General features: G+C 68.3%; 22 protein-coding genes, 1 tRNA gene, 1 pseudogene and 2 riboswitches. Of the genes and pseudogenes, 16 read left to right on the top strand and 8 right to left on the bottom strand.

Features of this window, described 5'->3' with window-relative positions:
- Positions 1–10 precede the first annotated feature (10 nt).
- Positions 11–244, bottom strand: a complete 234-nt coding sequence (locus tag ACZ5Z0_RS05995) for a hypothetical protein (protein ID WP_464110310.1) — start codon at positions 242–244, stop codon at positions 11–13.
- A 178-nt stretch (positions 245–422) separates the two neighbouring features.
- Here ACZ5Z0_RS05995 and ACZ5Z0_RS05990 point away from each other — a divergent pair, with 178 nt between their 5' ends.
- From ACZ5Z0_RS05990 to ACZ5Z0_RS05980, 3 genes are read left to right on the top strand one after another with little or no spacing between them, the layout of a single operon-like run.
- Positions 423–806, top strand: a complete 384-nt coding sequence (locus tag ACZ5Z0_RS05990; protein ID WP_138770163.1) for a cold-shock protein — start codon at positions 423–425, stop codon at positions 804–806.
- Between the two features lie 9 nt (positions 807–815).
- On the top strand, positions 816–1373 hold the full coding sequence (locus tag ACZ5Z0_RS05985; RefSeq protein WP_464110309.1) for a DUF3027 domain-containing protein: 558 nt from the start codon (positions 816–818) through the stop codon (positions 1371–1373).
- 42 nt (positions 1374–1415) lie between these two features.
- Positions 1416–2774, top strand: coding sequence for an MFS transporter (locus ACZ5Z0_RS05980; protein WP_464110308.1), 1359 nt, complete (start codon positions 1416–1418; stop codon positions 2772–2774).
- A gap of 28 nt (positions 2775–2802) precedes the next feature.
- Here ACZ5Z0_RS05980 and serC read toward each other — a convergent pair whose 3' ends face one another.
- Positions 2803–3933 carry a phosphoserine transaminase gene (serC, locus tag ACZ5Z0_RS05975; RefSeq protein ID WP_464110307.1) on the bottom strand — a complete coding sequence of 377 codons (1131 nt, stop codon included), beginning with the start codon at positions 3931–3933 and terminating at the stop codon, positions 2803–2805.
- Between the two features lie 297 nt (positions 3934–4230).
- Between serC and ACZ5Z0_RS05970 the strand changes: the two genes are divergently transcribed.
- From ACZ5Z0_RS05970 to ACZ5Z0_RS05930, 9 genes are all read left to right on the top strand, one after another.
- Positions 4231–4926 carry a metal-dependent transcriptional regulator gene (locus ACZ5Z0_RS05970; RefSeq protein WP_464110306.1) on the top strand — a complete coding sequence of 232 codons (696 nt, stop codon included), beginning with the start codon at positions 4231–4233 and terminating at the stop codon, positions 4924–4926.
- A 121-nt stretch (positions 4927–5047) separates the two neighbouring features.
- Positions 5048–5289: riboswitch (cyclic di-AMP (ydaO/yuaA leader) on the top strand.
- A 4-nt stretch (positions 5290–5293) separates the two neighbouring features.
- Positions 5294–6112, top strand: coding sequence for a M23 family metallopeptidase (locus ACZ5Z0_RS05965; RefSeq protein WP_464110305.1), 819 nt, complete (start codon positions 5294–5296; stop codon positions 6110–6112).
- Between the two features lie 147 nt (positions 6113–6259).
- Positions 6260–6418: riboswitch (cyclic di-AMP (ydaO/yuaA leader) on the top strand.
- A 263-nt stretch (positions 6419–6681) separates the two neighbouring features.
- A complete protein-coding gene (locus ACZ5Z0_RS05960) occupies positions 6682–7422 on the top strand; it encodes an NlpC/P60 family protein (RefSeq protein WP_464110304.1) in 741 nt (246 codons plus the stop codon).
- A 230-nt stretch (positions 7423–7652) separates the two neighbouring features.
- Positions 7653–8153, top strand: coding sequence for an HNH endonuclease (locus ACZ5Z0_RS05955; RefSeq protein WP_464110303.1), 501 nt, complete (start codon positions 7653–7655; stop codon positions 8151–8153).
- Between the two features lie 49 nt (positions 8154–8202).
- Positions 8203–8889, top strand: a complete 687-nt coding sequence (mobA, locus tag ACZ5Z0_RS05950) for a molybdenum cofactor guanylyltransferase (protein ID WP_464110302.1) — start codon at positions 8203–8205, stop codon at positions 8887–8889.
- A complete protein-coding gene (locus ACZ5Z0_RS05945; RefSeq protein ID WP_464110301.1) occupies positions 8873–9160 on the top strand; it encodes a DUF6457 domain-containing protein in 288 nt (95 codons plus the stop codon). Before mobA ends, ACZ5Z0_RS05945 begins: the two co-directional genes overlap by 17 nt.
- Positions 9157–10617, top strand: coding sequence for a molybdopterin molybdotransferase MoeA (locus ACZ5Z0_RS05940; RefSeq protein ID WP_464110300.1), 1461 nt, complete (start codon positions 9157–9159; stop codon positions 10615–10617). The genes ACZ5Z0_RS05945 and ACZ5Z0_RS05940 overlap by 4 nt, the downstream gene beginning before the upstream one ends.
- An 84-nt stretch (positions 10618–10701) precedes the next feature.
- Positions 10702–11571, top strand: coding sequence for a formate dehydrogenase accessory sulfurtransferase FdhD (gene fdhD / locus ACZ5Z0_RS05935; RefSeq protein WP_464110299.1), 870 nt, complete (start codon positions 10702–10704; stop codon positions 11569–11571).
- A gap of 105 nt (positions 11572–11676) precedes the next feature.
- Positions 11677–14733: an alpha-mannosidase gene (locus tag ACZ5Z0_RS05930; RefSeq protein ID WP_464110298.1), complete on the top strand. Its 3057-nt coding sequence runs from the start codon at positions 11677–11679 to the stop codon at positions 14731–14733.
- A gap of 188 nt (positions 14734–14921) precedes the next feature.
- On the opposite strand, the gene ACZ5Z0_RS05925 is transcribed toward ACZ5Z0_RS05930, so the two are convergent.
- The 3 genes from ACZ5Z0_RS05925 to ACZ5Z0_RS05915 all read right to left on the bottom strand — a co-directional run bounded on the left by ACZ5Z0_RS05925 (position 14922) and on the right by ACZ5Z0_RS05915 (position 17387).
- Complete coding sequence (locus ACZ5Z0_RS05925) at positions 14922–15656, bottom strand: hypothetical protein (RefSeq protein ID WP_464110297.1); 735 nt, start codon at positions 15654–15656, stop codon at positions 14922–14924.
- A 130-nt stretch (positions 15657–15786) separates the two neighbouring features.
- The gene (locus tag ACZ5Z0_RS05920; protein ID WP_464110296.1) at positions 15787–16509 is read right to left on the bottom strand and encodes a hypothetical protein; all 723 of its coding nucleotides are present in this window, start codon (positions 16507–16509) and stop codon (positions 15787–15789) included.
- A gap of 98 nt (positions 16510–16607) precedes the next feature.
- Entirely contained in the window at positions 16608–17387 is a 780-nt protein-coding gene (locus tag ACZ5Z0_RS05915) for a hypothetical protein (protein ID WP_464110295.1), read from the bottom strand.
- Positions 17388–17645: 258 nt separating this feature from the next.
- Here ACZ5Z0_RS05915 and ACZ5Z0_RS05910 point away from each other — a divergent pair, with 258 nt between their 5' ends.
- Together ACZ5Z0_RS05910 and ACZ5Z0_RS05905 are read left to right on the top strand one after the other, a co-directional pair.
- Complete coding sequence (locus ACZ5Z0_RS05910; RefSeq protein ID WP_464110294.1) at positions 17646–19316, top strand: ABC-F family ATP-binding cassette domain-containing protein; 1671 nt, start codon at positions 17646–17648, stop codon at positions 19314–19316.
- Positions 19313–21226 carry an ABC transporter ATP-binding protein gene (locus ACZ5Z0_RS05905; RefSeq protein ID WP_464110293.1) on the top strand — a complete coding sequence of 638 codons (1914 nt, stop codon included), beginning with the start codon at positions 19313–19315 and terminating at the stop codon, positions 21224–21226. The genes ACZ5Z0_RS05910 and ACZ5Z0_RS05905 overlap by 4 nt, the downstream gene beginning before the upstream one ends.
- Here ACZ5Z0_RS05905 and ACZ5Z0_RS05900 read toward each other — a convergent pair.
- From ACZ5Z0_RS05900 to ACZ5Z0_RS05890, 3 genes and pseudogenes are all read right to left on the bottom strand, one after another.
- A complete protein-coding gene (locus ACZ5Z0_RS05900) occupies positions 21223–21654 on the bottom strand; it encodes an NUDIX hydrolase (RefSeq protein WP_464110736.1) in 432 nt (143 codons plus the stop codon). The two genes, ACZ5Z0_RS05905 and ACZ5Z0_RS05900, sit on opposite strands and share 4 nt — an antisense overlap.
- A gap of 66 nt (positions 21655–21720) precedes the next feature.
- Positions 21721–22053, bottom strand: a pseudogene (locus tag ACZ5Z0_RS05895) (DUF6314 family protein); the annotation flags it as partial.
- A gap of 82 nt (positions 22054–22135) precedes the next feature.
- Positions 22136–22208, bottom strand: a tRNA-Arg gene (locus ACZ5Z0_RS05890).
- Positions 22209–22294: 86 nt separating this feature from the next.
- On the opposite strand from ACZ5Z0_RS05890, the gene ACZ5Z0_RS05885 reads away from it, so the two are divergent.
- Entirely contained in the window at positions 22295–23263 is a 969-nt protein-coding gene (locus tag ACZ5Z0_RS05885; protein WP_464110292.1) for a DUF998 domain-containing protein, read from the top strand.
- A gap of 117 nt (positions 23264–23380) precedes the next feature.
- Positions 23381–23866: a DUF7793 family protein gene (locus tag ACZ5Z0_RS05880; protein ID WP_464110291.1), complete on the top strand. Its 486-nt coding sequence runs from the start codon at positions 23381–23383 to the stop codon at positions 23864–23866.
- The last annotated feature ends 27 nt before the right edge of the window (positions 23867–23893 follow it).

The following is a 23893-nucleotide window of genomic DNA, read 5'->3' as shown; positions in this document are numbered from 1 at the left end:
CAGTCCAACGTTACCTTTCGCCGTGCCCTGGTGTCCGGCGACGGCTGGCCACGGCGTCGATCACGAGGGCCAGCATGAGCAGGAACGCCAGGGGCAGCCCGTACAGGGCGACGGACGTGACCCACACCGGGGCCACCGTATTGTTCAACGCCATGGCCATCACGGCTCCGACGGCGGCCAGCGAGAGCGCCGCAACGACGGCCGCCAGGATCAACACGGGCCGCCGGAAACGCTGAGGTGTCATGCAGGCAACGCTAACAGCCCGGTCCAGCCCGCGCCTCAAACCGTCAAAGTGGCCAAGGCAGGATAACCTTGGAGGAACAGACCAACTCGGACCTGGCAGTCACACCCTGAACCCGCATATCCATGCGGATGCGCTGACCGCCGGCCGCGTCCCCCGCAGAACGAAGAAGGTTGATTACGTGCCCACCGGCAAGGTCAAGTGGTATGACAAGGAAAAAGGCTTCGGATTCCTCGCAGGCGAAGACGGCCAGGAGGTCTTCCTGCCCAAGTCGGCGCTGCCCGAAGGCGTGACGGAGCTCAAGGCCGGAACCCGGGTGGAGTTTGGCGTGGCAGACGGCCGCAAGGGAGCCCAGGCCCTGGGCCTGCGGGTGCTGGATAAGACGCCGTCCATCGCGAAGGCCAAGCGGCCCAGTGCCAAGGACCTCGCACCGCTGGTGCAGGACCTGGTCAGCGTGCTGGACAACCTTTCCGGAACACTGTCCGCGGGGAAGTACCCGGAAGGCAACAAGGCCAAGGCCATTGCCGCCGCGCTTCGTAAGGTCGCCGACGAGCTGGACGCGTAAGGGCCCGCGATGACTCCGGAACCTGAACAGAACGCCGCCGCGACGGCCGGTGCGGCCGCCAAGGCCGCCGGCGCCAAAGCAGGATCCAAGCCGCGCTGTGGCGTCCCCGTCTGGCGCACCGGCAAGCCCGACGCCTTTCTGGCCGCCGCGGTGGACGCCGCACGGACGGCCGTGGAGGGCATCGCTCCGGCGGAGCAGATCGGCCGGCATCTGGGTGCCAAGAGCGAAGGCGACCGTCTGGTCACGCACCTTTTCGAGTCCAAACTGCCCGGCTACGGTGGCTGGCAGTGGTACGCGGTGCTGACGCGCAACTCCCGCTCCAAGGTCGTCACGGTGGACGAACTGGGACTGCTGCCCTCCGAGGATTCCATCCTGGCCCCGGAGTGGGTTCCGTGGGCCGAACGGGTTCGCCCGGAGGACGCGCAGCAGGACGACGATGCCGCCCCCACCGGTGGCGCCCCGACGGAACAGCCCGCCGACGAGAACGCCGTGGAGGCGCACTCAGCGCCCGACGACAACGCCAATACCGGGGCGGCGGAGGACGAGTCCACCGTCGAGGCCGACTAGCGATTTGGCTCCGTTCGGGGGAAGGCAGCAGAGGGTTCGGACATGAGGTCCACCTTCAAATCGCTGCACATCCTGAACTACCGGATCTGGTTCATCGGCGCGCTGGTCTCCAACATCGGGACCTGGATGCAGCGCACCGCGCAGGACTGGCTGGTCTTTGACCACCTGAGCGCGCAGGACGCCGGAGCCATGGGCATCACGATGGCCCTGCAACTGGGACCGCAGCTGTTCCTCGCACCCGTGGCCGGACTGGTCGCCGACCGCTTCGACCGCAAGCAACTGCTGGTCCTGACGCAGTCCGCCATGGCACTGCTGAGCGCGGCGCTCGGCGTCCTGGTGCTCTCCGGGGCCGCGCAGCTCTGGCACGTGTACATCTTTGCGCTCCTGCTGGGCGTCGTGTCCGCCCTCGACGCCCCCGTGCGCCAGACGTTCGTCTCCGAGCTGGTACGCGACGACTACCTGCCCAACGCCGTCGCCCTCAACAGCGCCTCATTCAACGTGGCGCGGATGATCGGGCCCGCCGTCGCCGGCCTGCTCACCGTGGCCATCGGGCCCGGCTGGGTGTTCCTGGTCAACACCGTCACGTTCCTGGCCCTGCTCCTGAGCCTGGCCAAAATCCCGGCAGCCTCCTTGCGGCAGCTGCCCAGGGCTCCGGCCGGCAAGGGCCGGATCCGCGAGGGCCTGCGCTACGTGCGCTTCCGGCCGGACATCGTGGTGGTGCTCGTGGCGGTCTTCATCGTGGGAACCCTGGGACTGAACTTCGTCCTCTTCATTGCGGCCATGGTCGGCACGGAGTTCGGCCTGGACGCCGGAGCCTTTGGTCTGATGAATTCGATCATGGCGATCGGTTCGGTCGCCGGCGCCCTGCTCTCGGCCGGACGGGGACGGCCGCGGATGCGTGTGATTTTCGGGGCGGCCGGGGCCTTCGGCCTGGCCTCCGGGCTCGCCGCGCTGGCGCCGGACTACTTCTGGTTCGGCGTCGCGCTGGTGCCGGTCGGCCTCTTCGCGATCACCATGATGACCAGCGCCAACGGCTACGTCCAGACCACCACCGATCCGGTGATGCGCGGCCGGGTGATGGCGCTGTACATGGCGATCTTCATGGGCGGAACCCCCATCGGGGCCCCGTTCGTGGGGTGGGTGGCGAACGTTGCCGGCGCACGCTGGTCCATGGGCGTCGCGGCGGCCGCGGGAGTCGCCGCGGCCCTGATCGGGATGGCCTGGATTGTGCGGGCAAAGCAGCTCCGGATCGGCTTCAACCGCCGTGCCCGCGGACTGCGCTACTTCCGGGTCATCCCGGGCAGCCCGTCGACCGGCGCCGCCGGGCGGGAGGCAAACGCCGGGGAAAACGCCGACGGCGCCGACCGGGGGGAAGCCCCCGGCGACGCCGTCGGCCGCTGACGCGTCCCCGCGGGGGACACCGCCGCGGTTACTGCTTGAGCTCGCCCACGACGAAGTCGATGCATTCCAGGAGCGCGGACACGTCGTCGGGCTCGATCGCCACGAAGGTGGCGATGCGCAGCTGGTTTCGGCCCAGCTTGCGGTACGGCTCGGTATCCACGATGCCGTTGGCGCGCAGGACCTTGGCGACGGCCGAGGCATCAATGGAGTCATCGAAGTCGATCGTGGCGATCACGTTGGAGCGGTCCTCGGCCCGGGCCACGAAGGGCGTGGCATAGGAAGAGGCCTCGGCCCAGCGGTAGATGCGGCCGGCCGAGTCGGCGGTCCGCGCGGCGGCGAAGTCGAGGCCGCCGCTGGCGTTGAGCCACTGCACCTGCGCGTCGAGGGTCACCAGGGTGGCCAGCGCCGGAGTGTTGTAGGTCTGGTTGAGCCGTGAGTTGTCGATGGCGGTCTGCAGATCCAGGAAATCCGGGACCCAGCGGCCGCTGGCCTTGATCCGGGCGGCGCGCTCCAGCGCAGCCGGGGAAAACAGGCCCAGCCACAGTCCGCCGTCGGACGCGAAGTTCTTCTGCGGGGCGAAGTAGTACACATCCGCCTCGGCGACGTCGACATCCAGGCCGCCGGCCGCGGACGTGGCGTCGACCAGTACGAGCGAGCCCTCGTCCGCACCCGGCACGCGCCGCACCGGCGCGGCAACGCCGGTGGAGGTCTCGTTCTGCGGCCAGGCGTAGGCGTCGACGCCGGCCTCGGCCCGGGCCTCGGGGCGGGTGCCGGGCTCGGATGTGATGACCGAGGATTCGGCCAGGAACGGCGCCTTGTTGGTGGCCGCGGCGAACTTCGAGCCGAACTCGCCGAAGGAGAGGTGCTGTGCCTTGTTCTCTACGAGGCCGAAGCTGGCAATGTCCCAGAACGCCGTGGACCCGCCGACGCCGAGGATAACCTCGTAGCCTTCGGGGGCCCGGAAAAAGTCGCTGAGTCCGGTGCGCACCGAACCCACGAGGTTCTTGACCGGAGCCTGGCGGTGCGAGGTGCCCAGCAGCGTCGCCGACGCCGCGGACAGGGCCTGGATTTGCTCCGGCCGGACCTTCGACGGGCCGGCGCCAAACCGGCCGTCCTTGGGCATGAGGTTCGCGGGGATGGTGATGCTGGTGTCGCTCACAGTGGCTCCAATTGTCGGCTGGGTGCGTGGCGTGGCCCGGGCGGATCGTGCGTGGGCTGCGGCCGGGGACCTGCCCTTATTCTGCCCGACGGTCCCGGGCAGGCGGGAAAATCGTCCGTCATAGTCCGGTCATTGAGACAGGCGCGGTGGGGCGGCGCCGTCGGGGGTCCGGGATTATCCGGAGTAATTCAAAATAGGCTACGCTGTGCGGTGACGTACGGCGGATCTCGCCGGGGCGCATCCCGCACGCGGTACGGTGGGAATGACGCAAGGACGGCGCTCGAGGAGCTGAGCTGAATGACGGATCTGATTGATACCACCGAGATGTATCTTCGGACCATTTTGGAACTTGAAGAAGAGAACATCGTCGCCCTCCGCGCCCGCATCGCCGAACGGCTCCGCCATTCCGGCCCCACCGTTTCCCAGACTGTCGGCCGCATGGAGCGGGACGGCCTGGTGGTGGTTTCCGGCGACCGGCACCTGGAGCTGACCGAAGCGGGCCGCAAGCGCGCGATCGAGGTCATGCGCAAGCACCGGCTCGCTGAGCGGCTGCTCGCCGACGTGATTGGACTCGATTGGGCGTACGTCCACGAGGAAGCCTGCCGCTGGGAACACGTGATGAGCGAGCGGGTTGAGCGGCGCATATTTGAGATGCTGGACCACCCCACCGTGTCCCCCTACGGAAACCCGATCCCCGGACTGGCAGATCTTGGCGGGCTCCCCGAATCAGGCATCGCGGACGGGGTCGTCAACCTCCTCGACGCCATGGCCGGCTACGGCACAGACTCCCGGATCACCGTGAGCCGCCTGGCTGAGCCCATCCAGGTGGAGCCGGAGCTGCTGGTCCAGCTGGACGAAGGCGGAATCCGTCCCGGCGCAAGGGTGTCGCTGGAACGCGTGGGGGAGTACATCTCGGTTCGGGTCCCGGACATTGAAGGCGCCTTGGAACTGCCTCCCGAGGTTGCAGCCCACGTCTTTGTTACTCTCGGGTAGCTAAGCGCGGGGCGGGCGCCCGCGGGGCCGGCCAGGGGTTGTGCACAGGCGAGATAACGAAATTATTACCGCTTGGCTTAATCCCCTATAGTTGAGCACTGGCACTGATACTAAAGCGTTATCTGATCCGAAGCCGAGCTCTGCCAGCGGATCAGTAGGCGAGTCACCTTCTGGCAGAGGCGGGGGAACCACAACCGGCTGTTGATCCAACAGCCTTGGGGTGAAGTCCGCTAGCGGCAAGCAAACTCTACGAGGGCCTCCCTGGATGTCCCTCTGTCTGGATGCTTGCATCGGCGGACCGGGTCTTTGATCTCTCTGACCCGAATCCGACAGCTAACTTCGCAGGCTATCCAGAGAGGAACCGTACTTGACCACCCAGACCGTCAGGGGCCGCCGTCGTGCGACCGGTCCCGCTCCGGAGCCGCGCCCGGCCGCCGTCGTGACCGCCGAGCGCCCGCGTGACGCGCATCGCGTTGAACGCCGCGGCCGGCGCAGCGCGTTCCGCCAGATGACAGACTTCGCCGCCGTCAGCGGCGTCGGGCAAAAGGCAGGCATCGCCCTGGCGGCCACTGGACTGGTCCTCACCATCAGCGTCCCGGCCACTGGCCCGGTCATGGCCAACGACGCGGCAAAGACCGGCTCTGTTTCGGCCGCAGCCCAGCCCGAGGTCAAGGCCTCAGCGGCCCAGATCGACTTCAACCGCACGGCTATCACCACCAAGGGCGACCCGGACGGCAAGCTCAAGCAGCTGCTCAGTGCCCAGTCCGCCAGCACGATTACCCGGGCCGCCTCAGCCGGCAGCCTGGGGGCACCGCTGGACGTGATGGTGACCGCCTCGCCGTTCGGCTACCGGATCAGTCCCATCACGGGGGCCGTGGGCGAATTCCACCGCGGCCAGGACTACGCCGCCCAGTGCGGCACCCCCGTGCACGCCGCGGCCAGCGGCACCGTAACCTTTACCGGTTGGCACCCCTACGGGGGCGGCAACCGCGTCGTGATCGACCATGGCAACGGCCTGGAGACCACGTACAACCACTTGTCGTCCTCAAACGTCCGCGTGGGCCAGCAGGTTTCCCGCGGCGATGTGGTGGCGATGAGCGGAACCACCGGCGCCTCCACCGGCTGCCACCTCCACTTCGAGGTGATGGTCAACGGAGAAGTCGTTGATCCGCTGGGCTGGCTTTAGACCGACCCGAGGGACCACTCGCATTTCCGTGACACGCCGTGATCTGAATGTGACATTGAGTCCTAACTGCTGTACCGTATGAAGCACGCCAACTTCACCGAAGTTGGCGCTCTTGAGTGGATTGCCTAACTCTGCCACCGCTCAAGGTCCGTTCGCATGACATCGTCTGGCAGGGGCGGGGGAACCAATTTTGGTCTTCGCAAGAAGACCTTGGGGTTAAGTCGCAAAGCTTCCCAGGAAGCGGCGCGGCCGGGTGACTCCCATCCGAATCCGACAGCTCACCTCGTAGGCATTGGGAGAGGCTACTTTCGTGTCTTCACGCCACAATGCTGCGCGTTCTCGCGCTGGCGAGGCTCACTTGAGCCCGCTGAACTCCATGCTCCGCGCGGCCCTTGCCGGCGCCCGGACTGGATCTCACAACGCAGTTCCCGCTTTTGGCGCGTCTTCGCAGTACACCCTTCGCTAAAGAAACCCGTTTCGGGGCGATCCGGCGTACCCCCAAGATGCCGGAGCGTCCTCAGTCCCGCCTGCAACAGCGCGGACAAAAGGATCACGAAAGAGAGAACTGAATGACTACTCGTGCAACCATTGCACGCCACCGCGCGGAGGTCACCAAGACCAACTCGCTGGCTGTCATTGCTAAGGCCGTCGGCGACAACGCCGGTGGTATGGGTCGCCAGGCCGCGGTTATCGCTGCAGCCTCCGGCCTGGTACTGACCAGCGGTATCGCAGCCAACGCTGCCGAGACCAACGTTCAGCGCGAATCGACTTCTGCTTCCGCCACGGAAGTACAGTCCACCGCACCGGCCACGATCTCAGCGGCCTCCAGCATCGCGATCTCCTACGAGAAGCCTGCTGTCACCACCGCACCGGCCCCGGTCGAGGCACCCAAGCCGGTCGTCCAGGTCAAGGAAGCTGCTGCTTCCACCGGCACCGCCGTGACGGCTTCCCTGGCCACGAAGGCTCCGGCTGCTGTCAGCGGCATGGGCGCTTCGATCGCCGCAGCTGCCTACGCGCAGATCGGCGTCTCCCAGGACTGCACCATGCTGGCGACCAACGCGCTGGCCGCAGTGGGCATCAACTACCACGGCTGGCCGGCAGGTTACCTGTCCCTGGGCCGCACCGTGAGCGCCGCTGAGGCTCAGCCGGGCGACCTCGCCTACTACCAGAACGGCGGCATGGGCATGGCCCACATCGCTGTTTACGTCGGCAACGGCATGGCCGTCCACGGCGGCTGGAACGGCGGAACCACCGCGCTCTACAGCGTCAACGTAGGCTCCGGCCCGGTCTTCATCCGCGTCGGCGGCTAGGACTGAATCCCGGCGACGCCGGAAGCATTGTGAAGGACCCCTGCCCCGCGGCAGGGGTCCTTTGCGTTGGCGGACCGCCGCTGGGCCGTGCCGTGGGGGCCAGGGATAAGAAAAATTCGGTAATCCGGCCTCCCGGTGTTTACTCTTGTGGTGTCGATCCATAGCCCGACCATGCACAGGGCAGCCGGCCCTCGTGCCCCTGGCGGGTGCGGCCGTGAAGAGGTATGCGGATGCGCACTCTCGTTCTGAATGCTGGATATGAACCGCTGGCGGTAGTCACCTTCCGCCGGGCGTTGGTCCTTGTGCTGACGGGGAAGGCCAGCGTGGTGGCCGAAGGCGACGATCCCGTGGTGGGCCCGCAGGACATCCTCGGCCGCCCTTCGGTGATCCTGTTGAACAGGTACATCAGGCCCCGATACAACACCATGACGGCGGTCAGCCGCAGGGGAGTGCTCCGCCGGGACAATCACCGCTGCGCCTACTGCGGCAAGGCTGCACACACCATCGACCACGTCCAGCCCAAGTCCCGGGGCGGCGCGGATTCATGGGAGAACCTTGTCGCCGCCTGCCTGCGCTGCAACAACGCCAAGGGGGACCACACGCCCGCGGAAATGGGCTGGAAACTCGGCTTCGTCCCGGGTCCACCGAAAGGCACCATCTGGCAGATCAAGGAACTGGAGAAGCCGGCCCCGGCGTGGGACCCGTTCCTGCTCCCCGAAAAGGCGCACTGAACGGCGCACGCTTGCACTCTGTGCCGGCCGCTGCGGCTAGGCTGGGCGAGTGGAATTCGACGCCGTGATCCTCGCCGGGGGCAGGTCCTCCCGGCTCGGCGGCGTGCCTAAGGCTCAACTGGCAGTTGACGGCTCCACCTTGCTGGAACTCACCCTCGCGGCAGTCCGTGGGGCCCGCCGGACCGTGGTGGTCGGTCCGCAGCTGGGCGGCCTCCCGCCGGAGGTGCTGGGCTGCCGCGAGGAACCCCCGTTCGCCGGACCTGCCGCCGCGATCGCTGCCGGACTCGACGCCCTGGCCGGGGCGGGGGAGCAGGCCGGGAACAGCCCCGCAGCCCTGACCCTGGTGCTCGCCTGCGACATGCCGCGAATCGCCGCCGCCGTCGGCACCCTGCTGGCTGCAGGGGAGGAAGGCCACACGGGAGTCCCGGCCGGCGACGGGGTCATGGCAGTTTCGTCGGACGGACGCCCCCAACCCCTCGCCGGGCTATATCGCACAGCTGCGCTACAACGCGCCGTCGACGACGCGGCCCGGCGGAACGCCCTTGAGGGGGCTTCCATCTTTGCCCTGCTTGCTAGTCTTGAACTGCGGAAGGTTCCGGTTCCGCCGGGTTCCACCGACGACGTGGACACCTGGGATGACGCTTCCGCGCTGGGGGTTTCAGACCCCGGCCCGGGCCGGTCCGGGACGGGGCGGCCGAATTCGACTTTGGAGGCAAACGGTGAAAAGCCAGGATGAAACACTGGAAGACTGGTGCCGCGCGCTGCTCCAGGCCCTGGAGCTCGACGACGTCGAAATCGACATCAATGAAGTGCTGGGACTGGCCGGCGTGGCGGCGCACTCCATCGTCCGCCCCGCCGCGCCGCTGACCACCTTCATCGCTGGCTTCGCCGCCGGCCTGGCCTCGGGTTCAGGCCAGGCCGCGGACAGTGTGTCGATGCAGGCCGCGATGGGCGTGGCACGGAAACTCGCGAAGGAATACGCCGCCGCCGAGGCTCCCGGGGCATGACGCCTGAGCCGCCCCACAGCAGCACCGGCCCCGACGATCCGCTGCCCACGCGGCATGCCGACGCCGCCGCCTCGGTCACCGACGACCGAGCCCCCGGAGATTCCACCGAGGCTCCCCACCGGCACCTTGCACACGGCTGGCAGGAGGCGCGGCAGTTGGCCTTCGACTGTGCCACCCCCATCCCGGCCGCACCGGTGCCGCTCCGGCATGCGCTGGGCCGGACCCTGGCCGAGGACCTGAGAGCCCTGCATGACATGCCGCACTACGCCTCCTCCGCGATGGACGGCTGGGCCGTCAACGGCAGCGGCCCCTGGATCCTCGCCGAGCCCGGGCAGCGGCTGGCCCCGCACCAGGCCAGCCCGATCGTCACCGGCGGACTGATCCCGGCCGGCGCGAAAGCCGTGCTCCGCAGTGAGAGCGGCGTCATCGCCCCGGACGAGGACGGGCTGCCGGTCGTGAAACTCGGCGGCGGGGCCAAGCCCGGGGAACCGCGCAACGGCGACCACATCCGCAACGCCGGGCAGGAAGCCGCCGCCGGTGAGGTGCTCATCAAGGCTGGCGCCGTCCTTAATCCCGCGCACCTGGCCCTGGCAGCCCTCGCCGGACACGACGAGCTGCCGGTCCTGGGCAAGCCCGTGGTCCGGCTCGTGCTCACCGGCTCCGAGGTCGTCAGCAGCGGCGTCCCCGAACCGGGCGAGGTGCGGGACACCTTCGGACCGCAGCTGGCCGCAGTCGTGGAAATGCTCGGCGGGATCTTCGCCGGTGCGGTCAAGATCGGCGACGCCGACGCCGACTGGCTCGCCGCCCTTGAAGACACCGACGCCCCGGCGGCGCAGGCCGGCGCGGCCGCCGGCGACGCCGCGGAACCGCTGCCGGCCGACGTCGTCATCACCACCGGCGGCACGGGCCGTTCCGGCACCGACCATCTCCGGCGCACGGTCGCGGAACTGGGCGGCAGGCTGCTGGTCGACGGGATCGCCATGCGCCCGGGCCACCCGGCCGTACTCGCGGAACTGCCGGACGGGCGCTTCATCATCGGTCTGCCGGGAAATCCGCTCGCCGCCATGATGGCGCTGTCCACCCTCGGCGCCCCGCTGTTGGCCGCCCTGGGCCATGGTGCGCCGCCTGCGGTGACCGAGGTACCGTGCGGAACCATGATCGATCCCGACCCCGGCCGGACCCGGCTGATGCCGTTCCGCATGGTCTACGGGATGGCGTCGCCGGCGCAGCACACCGGTCCGGGCATGATGCGCGGGCTGGCCGCGGCCGACGGTGTCCTGGTGGTCCCGCCGCACGGCGTGCAGCTGGGCGAACCGGTGCCGGCGTTTGCCCTGCCGTGGGGCGCGGCGCTGCCGGAACCCGCCCCGGCAAAGGCGCCCGCCAAGCCGGCCACGAAGCGTGCCGCCCGGAAGCCGGCCGCGGACGGCCCGGTGGACTGGAGCGGACTGCTTGGCTGAGGCGCGGGCTGAGTTCATGATTGATCCAGGGGCGTGCCGCCGCCGGCGGCCGACCCCGAATGCAATGCTGATGAGGAGTATCGAATGGGCCGCGTGACACAGCGCCGCAAGGTGCACAAATTTGTCCTGGACGGCTCGCCGCAGGCGCTGGAGTTCCCGGTCCGGCACCGGGAGGACGTGCTGGCCGTCGAGGAGCCACTCGAGATCCGGCTGGGCAGCCTCTCCTACTCGGTCACCATGCGGACGCCAGGCAGCGACTTCGACCTCGTCGCCGGTTTCCTGGTTTCCGAGGGCGTCATCTGGACGCCGGAGCAACTCGTCTCCCTGCGGTTCTGCGCCGGCGAGGATGAGGACGGCGTCCAGACGTTCAACGTTGTGGAGGCGCAGCTGCGCCCCAACGTCGTCCGGCCGGACACCGGGCGCAACTTTTTCACCTCCAGCTCCTGCGGGATCTGCGGCACCGACTCGATCGATGCCGTGCGTAAGTCCTCGCACTTCCACCCCGCCGACGACCCGCTGACCGTGCCCGTGGAGACACTCGCCTCGTTGCCGGACCGGCTGCGGGAAGCCCAGGCCGTCTTCGACGTCACCGGCGGCGTCCACGCCGCGGGACTTTTCCGGATTTCCGACGACGGTTCCGCCGAGTTGCTCTGCCTGCGGGAAGACGTGGGCCGCCACAACGCGGTGGACAAGGTCGTGGGCTGGGCGCTGCGGGAAGGCCTGCTGCCCTTGAGCGGCACCGTGCTCCAAGTGTCGGGCCGGGCGTCCTTTGAACTGGTGCAGAAGGCTTCGCTGGCCGGGATCCCGGTTCTGGCCGCCGTCAGTGCCCCCTCCAGCCTGGCAGTGGAACTCGCCGAGGCCAGCGGAATGACGCTCGCGGGGTTCAGCCGTGGCACCACGCTCAACGTCTACGCGGGCCACGAACGCGTGTCCTCCCCGGAGGGCACCGACTAGGGCGCGTTGGCTTAACCGCGGCGGCCGACGTAGATTTTTATCCATCGACTGGACACACGTCTCGACCCCGCACGAACCACCGGCACCAGCGCGAAGAGGATCACATTGCACGACGACCGCCGTCTCACGGAAGTCCGGCTGGACCGCTTTCTGCGCGAACGCATCATCCCCGCGGTCTACCCGCGCAGCGCGCCCCTCACGCTGAGCAGTTGGGACGCCCCGGGCGAACCCGTCCCGGCGCTCGAGGCGGTGCGGCAGCAGTTCACGCCGCAGGAGCAGGGGGAGGCCTGGGGGAGGCCCTGGAGCACCAAGTGGCTGCGGCTCCAGGGCGAGGTCCCCGATTCCTGGGGCAGTGCGGCGGACACCTGCGTGGAAATCCTCGTGGACCTGGGCTTCAGCGGCGACCTTCCGGGGTTCCAATGCGAGGGCACCGCCTGGCGGGCCGACGGCACCGTGATCAAGGCGATCTCCCCGCGCAACCAGTACATTCCCTTGAAGCTGCTGGGCAGCGGGATGTCCGTGGACTTCTACGTCGAGGCGGCGGCCAACCCGGACCTGTCCCAGGGCTGGACCTTCGCGGCGACCCCCTACGGCGACAAGGCGACCGCCGGGTCCGAGCCGCTGTACCGGCTGGGCCCGATCGTCATCGCCGAGCTCAACCAGGCCGTGTGGGAGCTGCAGCAGGACATCTGGACCCTCAGCGGGCTGATGCACGAACTGCCGATGGAGTTGCCGCGCCGGCACGAGATCCTCCGCGCCCTTGAACGGATGCTGGACGTCATGGACCCGGACGACGTGGCGGGCACGGCTGCCGTCGGCCGGGCCGCGCTCGCCGACGTGCTGGCCCGGCCGGCCTACGCCTCGGCCCACCACCTCCTCGCCACCGGCCACGCGCACATCGACTCCGCGTGGCTGTGGCCGGTCCGGGAAACCATCCGGAAATGCGCGCGGACCTTCTCCAATGTGGTGGCGCTGATGGACGAGGACCCCGGGTTCGTGTTCTCCTGCTCCTCGGCGCAGCAGCTCGCCTGGATCAAGGAGTTCTACCCGGAGCTCTTCGAGCGCATCCGGGAAAAGACCAAGACCGGCCAGTTCGTCCCGGTGGGCGGCATGTGGGTCGAGTCGGACAGCAACATGCCCGGCGGCGAAGCCATGGCCCGCCAGTTCGTGGAGGGAAAGAGCTTCTTCCTTGCCGAGTTCGGCGTCGAGTGCAGGGAGGCCTGGCTGCCGGACACCTTCGGCTACTCAGCCGCGCTGCCACAGATCGTCAAGGCCGCCGGGAGCCGCTGGTTCCTGACCCAAAAGATCTCCTGGAACCAGGTCAACCGGATGCCGCACCACACCTTCAACTGGGAAGGGATCGACGGCACCCGGATCTTCACCCACTTCCCCCCGGTGGACACCTACAGCGCCGAAATCAGCGGCCGCGAGCTCGCCCACGCGGAGCGCAACTACCGGGACCACGGACGCGGCACCATGTCCCTGCTGCCCTTCGGCTACGGCGACGGCGGCGGCGGACCCACCCGTGAAATGCTGGCTGCGGCACGGCGCACCGCGGACCTGGAGGGCTCCCCGCGGGTTCGGCTCGGCGCGGCCGCGGACTTCTTCGCCGCCGCCGAAGCGGAATATCCGGGTCTTCCCGTCTGGGTGGGCGAAATGTACCTCGAACTGCACCGCGGCACGTACACCAGCCAGGCCAACACCAAACGGGGCAACCGGCGCAGCGAGCACCTGCTGCGGGAAGCCGAGCTGTGGTGCGCCACGGCTGCCGTCCGTGCCGGCACCCGCTACCCGGCGGGAGAGCTCAAGCGGCTCTGGCGGCTGGTGCTGCTGCAGCAATTCCATGACATCCTGCCGGGCAGCTCGATTGCCTGGGTGCACCAGGACGCCGAGCGGAACTACGACGCCGTCGCCCGCGACCTGGAGGCGATCATCGCCGGGGCCGCCCGCGCCATCCTGGGGGAGGGAGGACAGGAGTTCCTGCTCAACGCCGCCCCGCACGCCCGTCACGGTGTGGCGGCCCTCGCCGCCGGCGTCCCCGTCAGCACGGCCGCGCCCGTTCGGTCCGCGGCGGCCGGCGGCGGCTATGTGCTGGATAACGGGATTATCCGCGCCGAGGTGAACGCCGACGGCCTCCTGGTGTCGCTCAAGGACTACGGCAGCGGACGCGAAGCGATCGCCCCGGGCCAGTTCGGCAACCTCCTCGAACTGCACCGGGACACGCCCAACGAATGGGACGCCTGGGACATTGACGCGTTCTACCGCCGCAACGTCACAGCGCTGACCGAGGCACGCTCCGTGACCCTGGAACACCTTGGCGACGCCGCCGCCGTCGTGGTGGAGCGGCTGGCCGGCGCCTCCGCCGTGACCCAGCGGATCCTGCTGGAGCCCGGTGCGTCCTCGCTGGCTATCACCACCGCGGTGGACTGGCAGGAACGCGAGAAACTGCTCAAGCTTGGTTTCGCGTTCGACCTCCGGGCCGACCGCTCCGCCTCGGAAACGCAGTTCGGCCACGTCTTCCGGCCCACCCACCTCAACACCTCGTGGGAGGCGGCCAAATTCGAGATCTGTGCGCACCGCTGGATCCACGTGGCAGAGCCCGGCTACGGCGTCGCGGTTTCCAACGCCGCCAGCTACGGCCACGATGTCACCCGCGCCGTCCGAGAGGACGACGGCGGCACCACCACAACGGTCCGGGTCTCGCTGCTGCGGGGACCCAAGTTCCCAGACCCGAACGCCGACCGTGGTCCGCACGAGCTGACGGTCACCGTCCGGCCCGGCGCCGGGATTGCCGACGCCGTCGAGGAGGGCTACCGCACCAACCTCGCACCGCGCGTCGTCAGGGGTGCCCGCGGGGTGGAGCCGCTGTTCACGGTCTCCAATCCCGCCCTCGTGGTCGAGGCGGTCAAACTCGCGGAGGACGGCTCGGGCGACGTAATCGTGAGGCTCTACGAATCCCTCGGGGAGCGCTCATCCGGCACGGTTTCCGCCAATTTCGACGCCACGGGAGTGCTCACCGTGGATCTCCTGGAGCGGCCCGTGGATGCACCGGGGGTGACGACCCGGGCTGGGTCCGCGGCGCTTGAGCTGCGCCCCTTCCAGCTGCTGACCCTCCGGTTCGGGCGCCGACGCCGAACTATTGCGAGCCAGTTGGGTATGTAAATAAAGTCACCTGCCGCTTAAACAGGCTGAGTGGGAGCGGTCCTTCCGGACCGCTACCACTCATCCCCCCAATGGCGCTTGCACGTTTCGCCTGGCCCGTAAGACTGAATCCCCATTCACGAAGCCGGCTAGCGTTTTCACACATTCATGATTCTCTCACGGTCTAATGATTTTGTGAACGCCCGGGCCTACTTTTTACGGAACGTTGCGGGAGCGTTATGTGGCGGCCCTGCGATCTGCCCGGAAAACCAAAAGATAAGCAGTCCCAGCACGTAGCCGAGCACCGCCACATAGTTGACGAGCATCCGGGCCTGGTCCCACGGGTCCGGCGCGAAAGACGCCGGCACGCTCGCGATGGCCGCGGCGGCCCCCACCAGTGTCGCCGCCGCTCCGGCCCGCACGAGCCACGGCAGCCGTGTCCTGACCGCGGCCGCCAGCGGCGACAGCAGGATGAGTGAGACGAAGGCCGGATAGCTGCGCCCCGCCGCCGCGTAGAACGGGGCAAGGACAGCATTCAGGCCGCCGTCGTCCGAGCGGGCCTCAAGCCCGGCCGAGGAACCCCCGGTGTCCATCAGCAGGAACGTCACGGTCACCGCGAGGCACGCCGCAGCCAGCCCCCAGCGTCCCGGGCCGCCGGTGATCAGGCGCCGAGCGGGGGCGGCACCGAGCCCCTTGGCCAGCCGCACGCCGACCAGGAAGACCATTCCGAAAACGATGAAGCGCAGGATCAGGTTGGTCAGGTTCCAGCCTCCCAGCGCCCTGTCGATCGCCGAGTAGGGCTCGGGGATGCTGAGCAGGCTGCACAGCGTGGCGAGGAAGAGGATCCCGAAAACAGCCCGGTTGCGCCCGCGCAGGGCATCGGGAACCCGGACGAGCGTGGCGATGCCGCAAACGATCAGCGTCCCCCACTGAAGGACTGCCATGTTTCTGCACTCCTAACGTGCCGTTGTCCCTCATGATGTAACTGAGGACTGGATGCAGATGCGCAAGAGTCCCTCCGCTTGGGAGCCGCCATTCGGCCAATCCCCGCCCCGGACGCGGCACCAGCCGGAGTCATCCGAGGCTCTCCCAGATCTTTTCAGCCTGCGCCTGTTCCTGTTCCTGTCGGCGGAGAGTTTTTCCCAGAGCCTGCAGTCGATCGCCTGCCAGCACCGTGAGTTCGCCGTCTGAGAGCGCTTCCAGAGCAGCTTGCCGGGCGCCGGGCGGCCAGCCGGCTTCGGCCTCGGTGATAAGCCCTGTCGCCACTAGTCCACCCGTGAAGCCCACGCCCGCGGCGCGCGAGGTCGCAACGGCGAGCTCCGGTGAGAGCCGGTTGGCAGTCAACTGGGCCGAATAATTCTGCGGAGCGATGCCGGTGGCAGCGGAAACTCGGTGGCGGAGTTCCCCGTCGTCGATGGCATCAACCCAGTTCCGCACCGAGGTGGCGTGCGGGGCTGGGCTGAGTACCCGGGATGTCCCGGGATCAGCTGCGGAGCGGGAGATGACCGCCCTAAGCAGATCCATGGTGGCGACCTGACTGACGAGCTCCGCTGCTGTTGGCGGCTGGGCCAGCTGGGTGAGCTCTGAGTAGTTAACAAACGAGGCCAGGGCTTCCACGGGATTGATGTCCAACGCGCGGCTAATGCTAACTACAGTGGCTTCTGCGACTTTGCCGCGCACCAACTGCTGGGCCAAGGTGGTGCGCTTGACGCCGGAAATTCGGCATATGTCAGCAGTAGTCGCTGATGGTGCAACGCCATGGAGCCAGAGTTGAAACGCCTTGGCCGGTACGGGCATCTATGCCTTCCTGCAGGGTCGCTGAAGTGCGGGATTTGGCGGACTTTGCTGCCGCACGGCCCCCGGGCCGCGGCCGTACAAGCTCGACGTCACCACTATCATAATTCTTCTGCCCCAATAACTTCTTGACTGGACGCGCGGTGGGGACCGGTTGCGGCGGAATTCTTTCGTGCGGCGCGCACCGCAGCCACCTTCCCCAACCAGATGAGGGCCAGACCCAGAACGAGGCCGAGTACGGCGGCCGAGCTGATGATGTATTGGATGAAGGCCAGACGCTGGGGCAGGAGGTCGCTGATGGCCAGAAGGATCATGGCGGCGGATCCGGCCGTCAGGAGTGCTGCTCCGCCACGAACGAGCCCCGGCAGGCGGGATCGAAGGGCCTTGATGGTCCCGGGCAGGAGGCAGGCTGCCACGTAAGCCGGGTAGAGCCGGCCGGCCGTCGTATAGAGGGCGATCAGCTGGCGGTTAGGGCCGCTCTGGTCCGGCAGCGTGGCCAATCCCACTGAGGTGCCGGCGGTATCCGCCATCAAGAACGGCACTGCGGTGGCGAGGCAGATAGTTGCCAGCGCCGCCAGCCCAACGGGGCCGAGGAGCAGGCGGAGGCTGTGGGTGTTCTCAAAGCCCTTGGCAATCTTGTACCCGGCCAGCAGGACCGTCGCGTAAATCACAAAGCGCAGCGCGAGGTTCGCATAGTTGTGCGAACCGAGCCAGGAATCAACGACCGTATAGCTGGATTCGATGCTAAGCAGCATGGCGACGGTGGCGAGCACAAAAATGCCGAAGAGGGAGCGGTTTTCGCCGCGTAAGGCAGCCGGGATGCGGAACACCGCAACGAGGGCGCAGACGAGCAGGGTGGACCATTGCAGGGCAGAAATCATTGATGGTTTCCCTTAGTTCGTTCGGGCGCGGTCCCGTTTCATTCGGACCGACCGTGAAGGCCGGGTCCGCCGCGATTTTACCGGTGGCGACGATTCAACTATGCTAGATGCTCGAACCCGCTGGTCCGTACACCCCCCAAGTCCGGACCAGCGGGTTCTTCTATGTCGGGCGGCAGGTGCGCGGATTTTCGCCGGATTTCAGTCCCGGCCTGCCGCACCGCAGCCGTCCGTTTTGGCCCTCGGTGAGAGAATGGACTAATGACTGCAACCCTTGTTGCCAAGGACCTTTCCGGTGGTCACGACCACCGCACCCTCTTCTCCAAACTCTCCCTCACGGTCGCACCCGGGGACGTCGTCGGCGTCGTGGGCGCTAACGGCGCCGGCAAGTCCACGCTGCTGCGGCTGCTCGCCGGCGTCGACCAGCCGCAGGAGGGAACCGTCAGCCTGGCGCCGGCAGACGCTTTTGTCGGCTGGCTGCCGCAGGAACACGAACGGATCGACGGCGAAACCGTGGCCGGCTACATCGCCCGGCGCACCGGCTGCGGGCAGGCGACGGCGGAGATGGAATCCACCGCCGAGGCGCTGGGAACCGGCGCCCCGGGCTCGGAGGACGCGTACTCGGTGGCGTTCGACCGCTGGATGGCCTCCGGCGCCGCGGACCTGGAAGACCGGATTCCGCCGGTGCTGGCGGACCTGGGCCTCGAGGTGGGACCCGACGCGGCAATGACCGGGCTCTCCGGCGGCCAGGCCGCCCGGGTGGCGCTCGCCGCACTGCTGCTGAGCCGCTTCGACATCGTGCTGCTTGACGAGCCCACCAACGACCTGGACCTGGGCGGCCTGGCCAAGCTGGAGTCCTTTGTCCAGGGACTCCGCGGCGGCGTCGTGCTGGTCTCGCATGACCGGGAGTTCCTGGCCCGCTGCGTCACCACGGTGGTGGAACTGGACCGCGCGCAAAACGCCGTCGCAGTCTACGACGGCGGCTACGAGGCCTACCTGGAGGAACGCGCCGTCGCCCGCCGCCACGCCCGGGAACGGTACGAAGAGTTCGCCTCCACGAAGGCGGATCTGGTCTCGCGGGCCCGCACCCAGCGCGAATGGAGCTCCCAGGGCGTCCGTAACGCCATGAAGAAGAACCCGGACAATGACAAGATCCGCCGGGCGGCCAGCACGGAGTCCTCCGAAAAGCAGGGCCAGAAGGTCCGGCAGATGGAATCCCGGATCGCCCGGCTGGAGGAAGTCGAGGAACCGCGCAAGGAATGGCAGCTGCAGTTCAGCATCGGGGCCGCGCCGCGTTCCAGCGCCGTCGTCGCGACCCTGCGCGACGCCGTCGTTCGCCAGGGGGATTTCACCCTGGGCCCGGTGAACCTGCAGCTCAACGCCGGCGAGCGGATCGGCATCACCGGGCCGAACGGCGCGGGCAAGTCCACCCTGCTGCGCCTCTTGCTCGGGGTGACACGGCCCGACGCCGGCGACGCCTCAATGGGCGCCTCGGTGGCCGTGGGCGAAATCGACCAGGCCCGCGGCATGCTCGCCGGCCACCTCAAACTTGCCGACGCCGTCGAAGCCGTCCTGACGGACCAAACCCCGGCCGAGGTCCGCACCCTGCTGGCCAAATTCGGCCTCAAGGCCGACCATACCTCCCGGCCTGTGGACTCGCTCTCACCGGGCGAACGGACCCGGGCCGCGCTGGCGCTGCTGCAGGCCCGCGGGGTGAACCTGCTGGTCCTGGACGAGCCGACCAACCACCTTGACCTCCCCGCGATCGAACAACTCGAGGAAGCCCTCGAAAGCTACGACGGCGCCCTGCTGCTCGTCACGCACGACCGCAGGCTGCTGGAAAACGTGCGCCTGGACGTGCGCTGGCACGTCGTCGACGGCGCCGTTACCGAACTGCAGGGCGCGAGCGCCCCGAAAGGCACGAACACATGAGCATGGACCGGGTTGCCTGGAGCTCCCTCTACAACATCACCCGCGCCTCGAGCGGCTCCAAACCGTTCTCCAAGGAACTCCTCAAGCGCGTCTTCGGCTTCGCGCGGCCGCACCGCGGCAGGCTGATCGCCTTCGTGCTGCTGTCGATCGTGATGGCCGTGCTGGCGGTCGCGACGCCGGTCCTCGCCGGCCAGGTGGTTGACGCAATCATCGCGCGCGCCGAGGTCGGCACGGTGATCTGGCTCGCCGTGCTGATCGCGATCGTCGCCGTCGCTGAGGCCGGCATCGGGCTGGTGACGCGCTGGCTGTCCTCGACCATCGGCGAGGGCGTCATCGTGGACCTGCGCACCAAGGTCTTCGACCACGTACAGAAGATGCCGATTGCGTTCTTCACCCGGACCCGCACCGGGGCGCTGGTCAGCCGGCTCAACAACGACGTGATCGGCGCCCAGTCGGCCTTCGCGGGCACGCTCTCCGGCGTTGTCAGCAATGTGGTGGCGCTGGCCCTCACCCTCGTGGTGATGCTGAACAAGTCCTGGCTGGTGACCGTGCTGGCGATGATCCTGCTGCCGATCTTCCTCATCCCGGCCCGCCGGATGGGCTCCAAACTGGCCGAACTGCGCCGCGAAGCCGCGGAGCACAACGCCGCCATGGGCACCCAGATGACCGAACGCTTCTCGGCCCCCGGTGCCACCCTGGTCAAGCTTTTTGGCCGTCCGGACGAGGAATCCCGCGAGTTCGCGCTCCGGGCCGGCCGGGTCCGGGACATTGGCGTCCGCACCGCGATGCTGCAGTTCACCTTCGTCACGGCCCTGACCCTCGTCTCCGCCCTGGCCCTGGCCCTGGTCTACGGCCTGGGCGGCTGGCTCGCCCTCGGCGGGCAGCTCGCCGCGGGCGACGTCGTCGTGCTGGCGCTGCTGCTGACCCGCCTCTATGCGCCGCTCACAGCCTTGTCCAATGCCCGGGTGGAAATTATGAGCGCCCTGGTCAGCTTCGAGCGTGTCTTCGAGATCCTGGATCTCAAGCCGCTCATCCAGCAGAAGCCGGACGCGGTGGAATCGCCGCGCGGCCCGCTGTCCGTGGAGTTCGACGACGTCCGCTTCTCCTACCCCTCGGCGGACAAGGTCTCGCTGGCCTCCCTCGAGGACGTCTCCACCCTGGATACCCGCGGCGGCGAGGAAGTCCTGCACGGCATCAGCTTCCGGGTGGAACCGGGCCAGACCGTGGCCTTGGTGGGTTCCTCGGGCGCCGGGAAGTCCACCATCGCCCAGTTGCTCTCCCGGCTCTACGACGTCGATTCGGGCGCCGTCCGCTTCGGCGGTTCGGGATCCGGCGCAGGCGTGGACGTCCGCGACCTGACCTTCGATTCGATGCGGGAAACCCTGGGCATGGTTACCCAGGACGGCCACCTCTTCCACGAGAGCATCGCCTCCAACCTCCGTCTGGCCAGGCCCGGCGCGAGCGAGGAACTGATGTGGGACGTGCTGCGCCAGGCCCGGCTCGAGGACATGATCCGGTCCCTGCCGGACGGCCTGGACACCGTGGTGGGGGAGCGCGGCTACCGGCTTTCCGGCGGCGAACGGCAAAGGCTCACCATCGCCCGGCTGCTGATCGCCCAGCCGCGGGTCGTGATCCTCGACGAGGCCACGGCCGCGCTGGACTCGACCAACGAGGCCGCGGTGCAGGAAGCGCTCGGCGCCGCGCTCGAGGGCCGCACCGCCGTCGTAATCGCCCACCGGCTCTCCACCATCCGCGCCGCCGACGCCATCCTGGTGGTCGAGGACGGCCAGATTGTGGAGCGGGGGACGCACAACGAGTTGCTCGCCGCCGAGGGCCGCTACGCCGAGCTGTACCGGACGCAGTTTGCCGAGGCTACCGCGGTTGCCGCGGAGGCGGTGCCGGAGCTCTAGCTCCGGTGGTCCGCCTGGGCCGCCAGGAGTGGCAGCACGTGGTCCGTGAGCAACGGCGCCAGATCGTCGGGCAACTCTCCGGCCAGGTCCAGCCAGCGGATTTCGGCGATCTCCGCCGACGGGTGCGCGGTCCAGCTGCCGGCTGCGTTGATCAAGGTGGGCGCGGTGAAAACGGTGGCCTCGATCTGCGTGGCGGCCTCATTCGCGGCGTCGGCCAGCCAGCTGCCGAAGGGCACCAGGTCCCCGGGGGCCACGCTGATTCCCACTTCCTCCTCGAGCTCGCGGGAAGCGGCCTGGGCGGCGGTTTCGCCGGGTTCGGGCTTGCCCCCCGGGTGCATGAACTTGTCCGTCCCCCGCTTGCGGACGGTCAGGAGGCGGCCGGCGTCGTCGAAGACGCAGACGGCAGAGACGACGATGCGGGGATTCACGGCCGTCCTGTGCAGCGCGGACTCGAGCAGCAGGTCCTTGGCCGGACCGGTGACGTCCCAGCGGTAGCGGAACTCGTCCGGCCCGAGCTTCGTGTACTCGACCCGGTAGGTGTCGGGGTCGCACCAGTGTGTATCCCGGTGGTCCTGCCCGCCGAAGCCGATGCGGTGGAACGGGCGGCCGTCGGGGAAGAACATGTCCATGGAATCCGGTTGCGCCGACGCCCGGAGCAGGTATTCTCGGCTGGCCGGCCCGGCAAAGGGCGTGCCGCCGGCCGGGTTCCAGTGCACGGTGCCTTCTTCGCGGAAGCGGAGGCCGCCGTCGTTGGTTTCTGTGAAGCGGACGACGCCGGTGAAGGTTCCGCGGCTGCCGGTGGCCCGGTCCAGCAGGGTTCGGTCCACGCTCCAGTCGCCTAAGAGGTAGGCGCGCAGATCAAAGGGCCGTTCCTCTTCTTCACCGGCGGCTGGCAGCTGGGAGTTCAAGTGCCCTCGATTGGAATCGAACCAACGACACCGGCTTTAGGAGAGCCGTGCTCTATCCACTGAGCTACGAGGGCGGGCGTACGGGATGGGCGGCGGTTGGCCCGCCCGTCCGGACACGGATACCAGCATACAAGGTGAGGGCACGTACTACGCTCTTCGCATGACAGCCTCTGCCGCCACCGCCTCGCGAGAACTCATCTACATCCCCGACGTGGGCACCACCAGGTTCTACCTCGGAGCGCTCGCCAAGCTAAGCGTGCTGCAGTACTTCGTCGCCGAGGCCGCGGTCATCGGCGCGTGGGCGGGCCCGCAGCGGTACAGCCGGCGCACCGGGTACATCAGCGACCTCGGTGCCCTGCGGTGCGGCGAGTTTTCCGGCCGGGACGTCTGCTCGCCAGCACACCTGCTGATGAACGCCTCGTTCGTGGTCCAGGGGATCGGAATGATGGTCGGCGCGCTGCTGCTCAGCTCCGCCGTCCTCGGCGTGGCGGCCCGGGCCGGGGCACGCCTGGCCGTTGCCCCCGGGCGGCGCTCGCCGTCGCGCGCTGCCTTTGCCGTGCGCTCGCTGAGCGTGACCGCCGGCGCGGGCACCGTAGTGGTGGGACTGGTGCCGGAGGACGCCGGCTCCGGCTGGCATCTGGTGGGCGCGCTGATGTATTTCGCCGCCGGCGGGGTGGCCTTGTTGCTGGTCGGCTGGCTGTGGCGCCACCAGACACCCCTGGGCTGGTTCATCCTTGGCTGCGGCGCCGTTTCCCTGGCCGCGCTGGCCACGGGCGGGCTGACGGGGATGCAGGTGCCGGAACCGGGCACGCTGGAACGGCTGATGGGGTACCCCATCACCATCGGCATGGCGGTGCTGGGCTGGTCGTGGCGCAACGCGTCCGGCAGGAACTCGTTGCCAGAAAGCGGGCGTTCGCGGGATCGAACTAACAAGCCTCGAATACCTCGCCCGGTCATGTGGAATTTGCCCGGCAGGCTTTCCGCCGCCACTTTTGGCGAATGCGTGTCGCGGTGGTGTCTTATGTCTCATCCACGGGCCGGCTTGCACTATTATGAGGGCATTCGCCGGAACCTTCCGGTGCCTCGTGCAGGAGCTGGCTCCAGCGCACGCCGAAATGCCGACTTTTAGCCTTTGGGGACGAATGTCTGATCAGCTAGTTGTGCCGCGCACGGCAGCGACAACGGTTTTCGGAGATCCGGCAAATGTTCGTCTGCGACGGCTCGTGGCCTGCCGGGTCGTGGTCCGATGACGGTTGAAGCGCCGGTCGCTCCGGACGCCCCGGACGAGAAAATCCCGGAAGACCCCCGAACACTTGCGGCAGCGCCCGCCGCAGCGGCTCAGTCATTGTTGACCGCGGAGCCGACCCCGGAGCCGATCATCGGCGTCCGTCAACTCCAGGGCGGCATCATCGAAGTCGCGTTGCCGCCGAACCGTGAGATCGAGGGCCCCGAAGCCCGAGTGGCCGGGGCTGCGGTCCGGACGCTCGCCGACGGCCTGCGCGTGCCCGTCCTGCTGAACATCTCCGGCGTCGTCGGCGTCAGCGTGGAAGCCCGCCAGGTCTATGCCGGTTCGATTGCCGCTTCGGCATTCGCGCTGGTGGGGGAAAGCCCCGTGGACCGCGTGATCGCGCACTACCTGCTGCGCTCAAGAACCGAAACAATCCCGGCGGAGTTCTTCCTTTCGCGCACGGAAGCCCTTGAGTGGTTAAGGCACTATACGAGTGAAAAGTGATGTTCCAGACCCCCGTCTCCATACCCT

The organism is Arthrobacter sp. T2-23, assembly GCF_055398325.1.
Note: the sequence above shows the minus strand (reverse complement) of the source record. Positions and strands in the feature narration are given on the sequence as shown.

Excerpts from the sequence above, each read along its gene's own strand:
- ACZ5Z0_RS05995 (WP_464110310.1), bottom strand. The coding sequence starts at position 244 with ATGACACCTCAGCGTTTCCGGCGGCCCGTGTTGATCCTGGCGGCCGTC.
- ACZ5Z0_RS05985 (WP_464110309.1), top strand. The coding sequence starts at position 816 with ATGACTCCGGAACCTGAACAGAACGCCGCCGCGACGGCCGGTGCGGCC.
- ACZ5Z0_RS05980 (WP_464110308.1), top strand. The coding sequence starts at position 1,416 with ATGAGGTCCACCTTCAAATCGCTGCACATCCTGAACTACCGGATCTGG.
- ACZ5Z0_RS05970 (WP_464110306.1), top strand. The coding sequence starts at position 4,231 with ATGACGGATCTGATTGATACCACCGAGATGTATCTTCGGACCATTTTG.
- ACZ5Z0_RS05960 (WP_464110304.1), top strand. The coding sequence starts at position 6,682 with ATGACTACTCGTGCAACCATTGCACGCCACCGCGCGGAGGTCACCAAG.
- ACZ5Z0_RS05955 (WP_464110303.1), top strand. The coding sequence starts at position 7,653 with ATGCGCACTCTCGTTCTGAATGCTGGATATGAACCGCTGGCGGTAGTC.
- ACZ5Z0_RS05940 (WP_464110300.1), top strand. The coding sequence starts at position 9,157 with ATGACGCCTGAGCCGCCCCACAGCAGCACCGGCCCCGACGATCCGCTG.
- fdhD (WP_464110299.1), top strand. The coding sequence starts at position 10,702 with ATGGGCCGCGTGACACAGCGCCGCAAGGTGCACAAATTTGTCCTGGAC.
- ACZ5Z0_RS05925 (WP_464110297.1), bottom strand. The coding sequence starts at position 15,656 with ATGGCAGTCCTTCAGTGGGGGACGCTGATCGTTTGCGGCATCGCCACG.
- ACZ5Z0_RS05920 (WP_464110296.1), bottom strand. The coding sequence starts at position 16,509 with ATGCCCGTACCGGCCAAGGCGTTTCAACTCTGGCTCCATGGCGTTGCA.
- ACZ5Z0_RS05915 (WP_464110295.1), bottom strand. The coding sequence starts at position 17,387 with ATGATTTCTGCCCTGCAATGGTCCACCCTGCTCGTCTGCGCCCTCGTT.
- ACZ5Z0_RS05910 (WP_464110294.1), top strand. The coding sequence starts at position 17,646 with ATGACTGCAACCCTTGTTGCCAAGGACCTTTCCGGTGGTCACGACCAC.
- ACZ5Z0_RS05905 (WP_464110293.1), top strand. The coding sequence starts at position 19,313 with ATGAGCATGGACCGGGTTGCCTGGAGCTCCCTCTACAACATCACCCGC.
- ACZ5Z0_RS05885 (WP_464110292.1), top strand. The coding sequence starts at position 22,295 with ATGACAGCCTCTGCCGCCACCGCCTCGCGAGAACTCATCTACATCCCC.
- ACZ5Z0_RS05880 (WP_464110291.1), top strand. The coding sequence starts at position 23,381 with ATGACGGTTGAAGCGCCGGTCGCTCCGGACGCCCCGGACGAGAAAATC.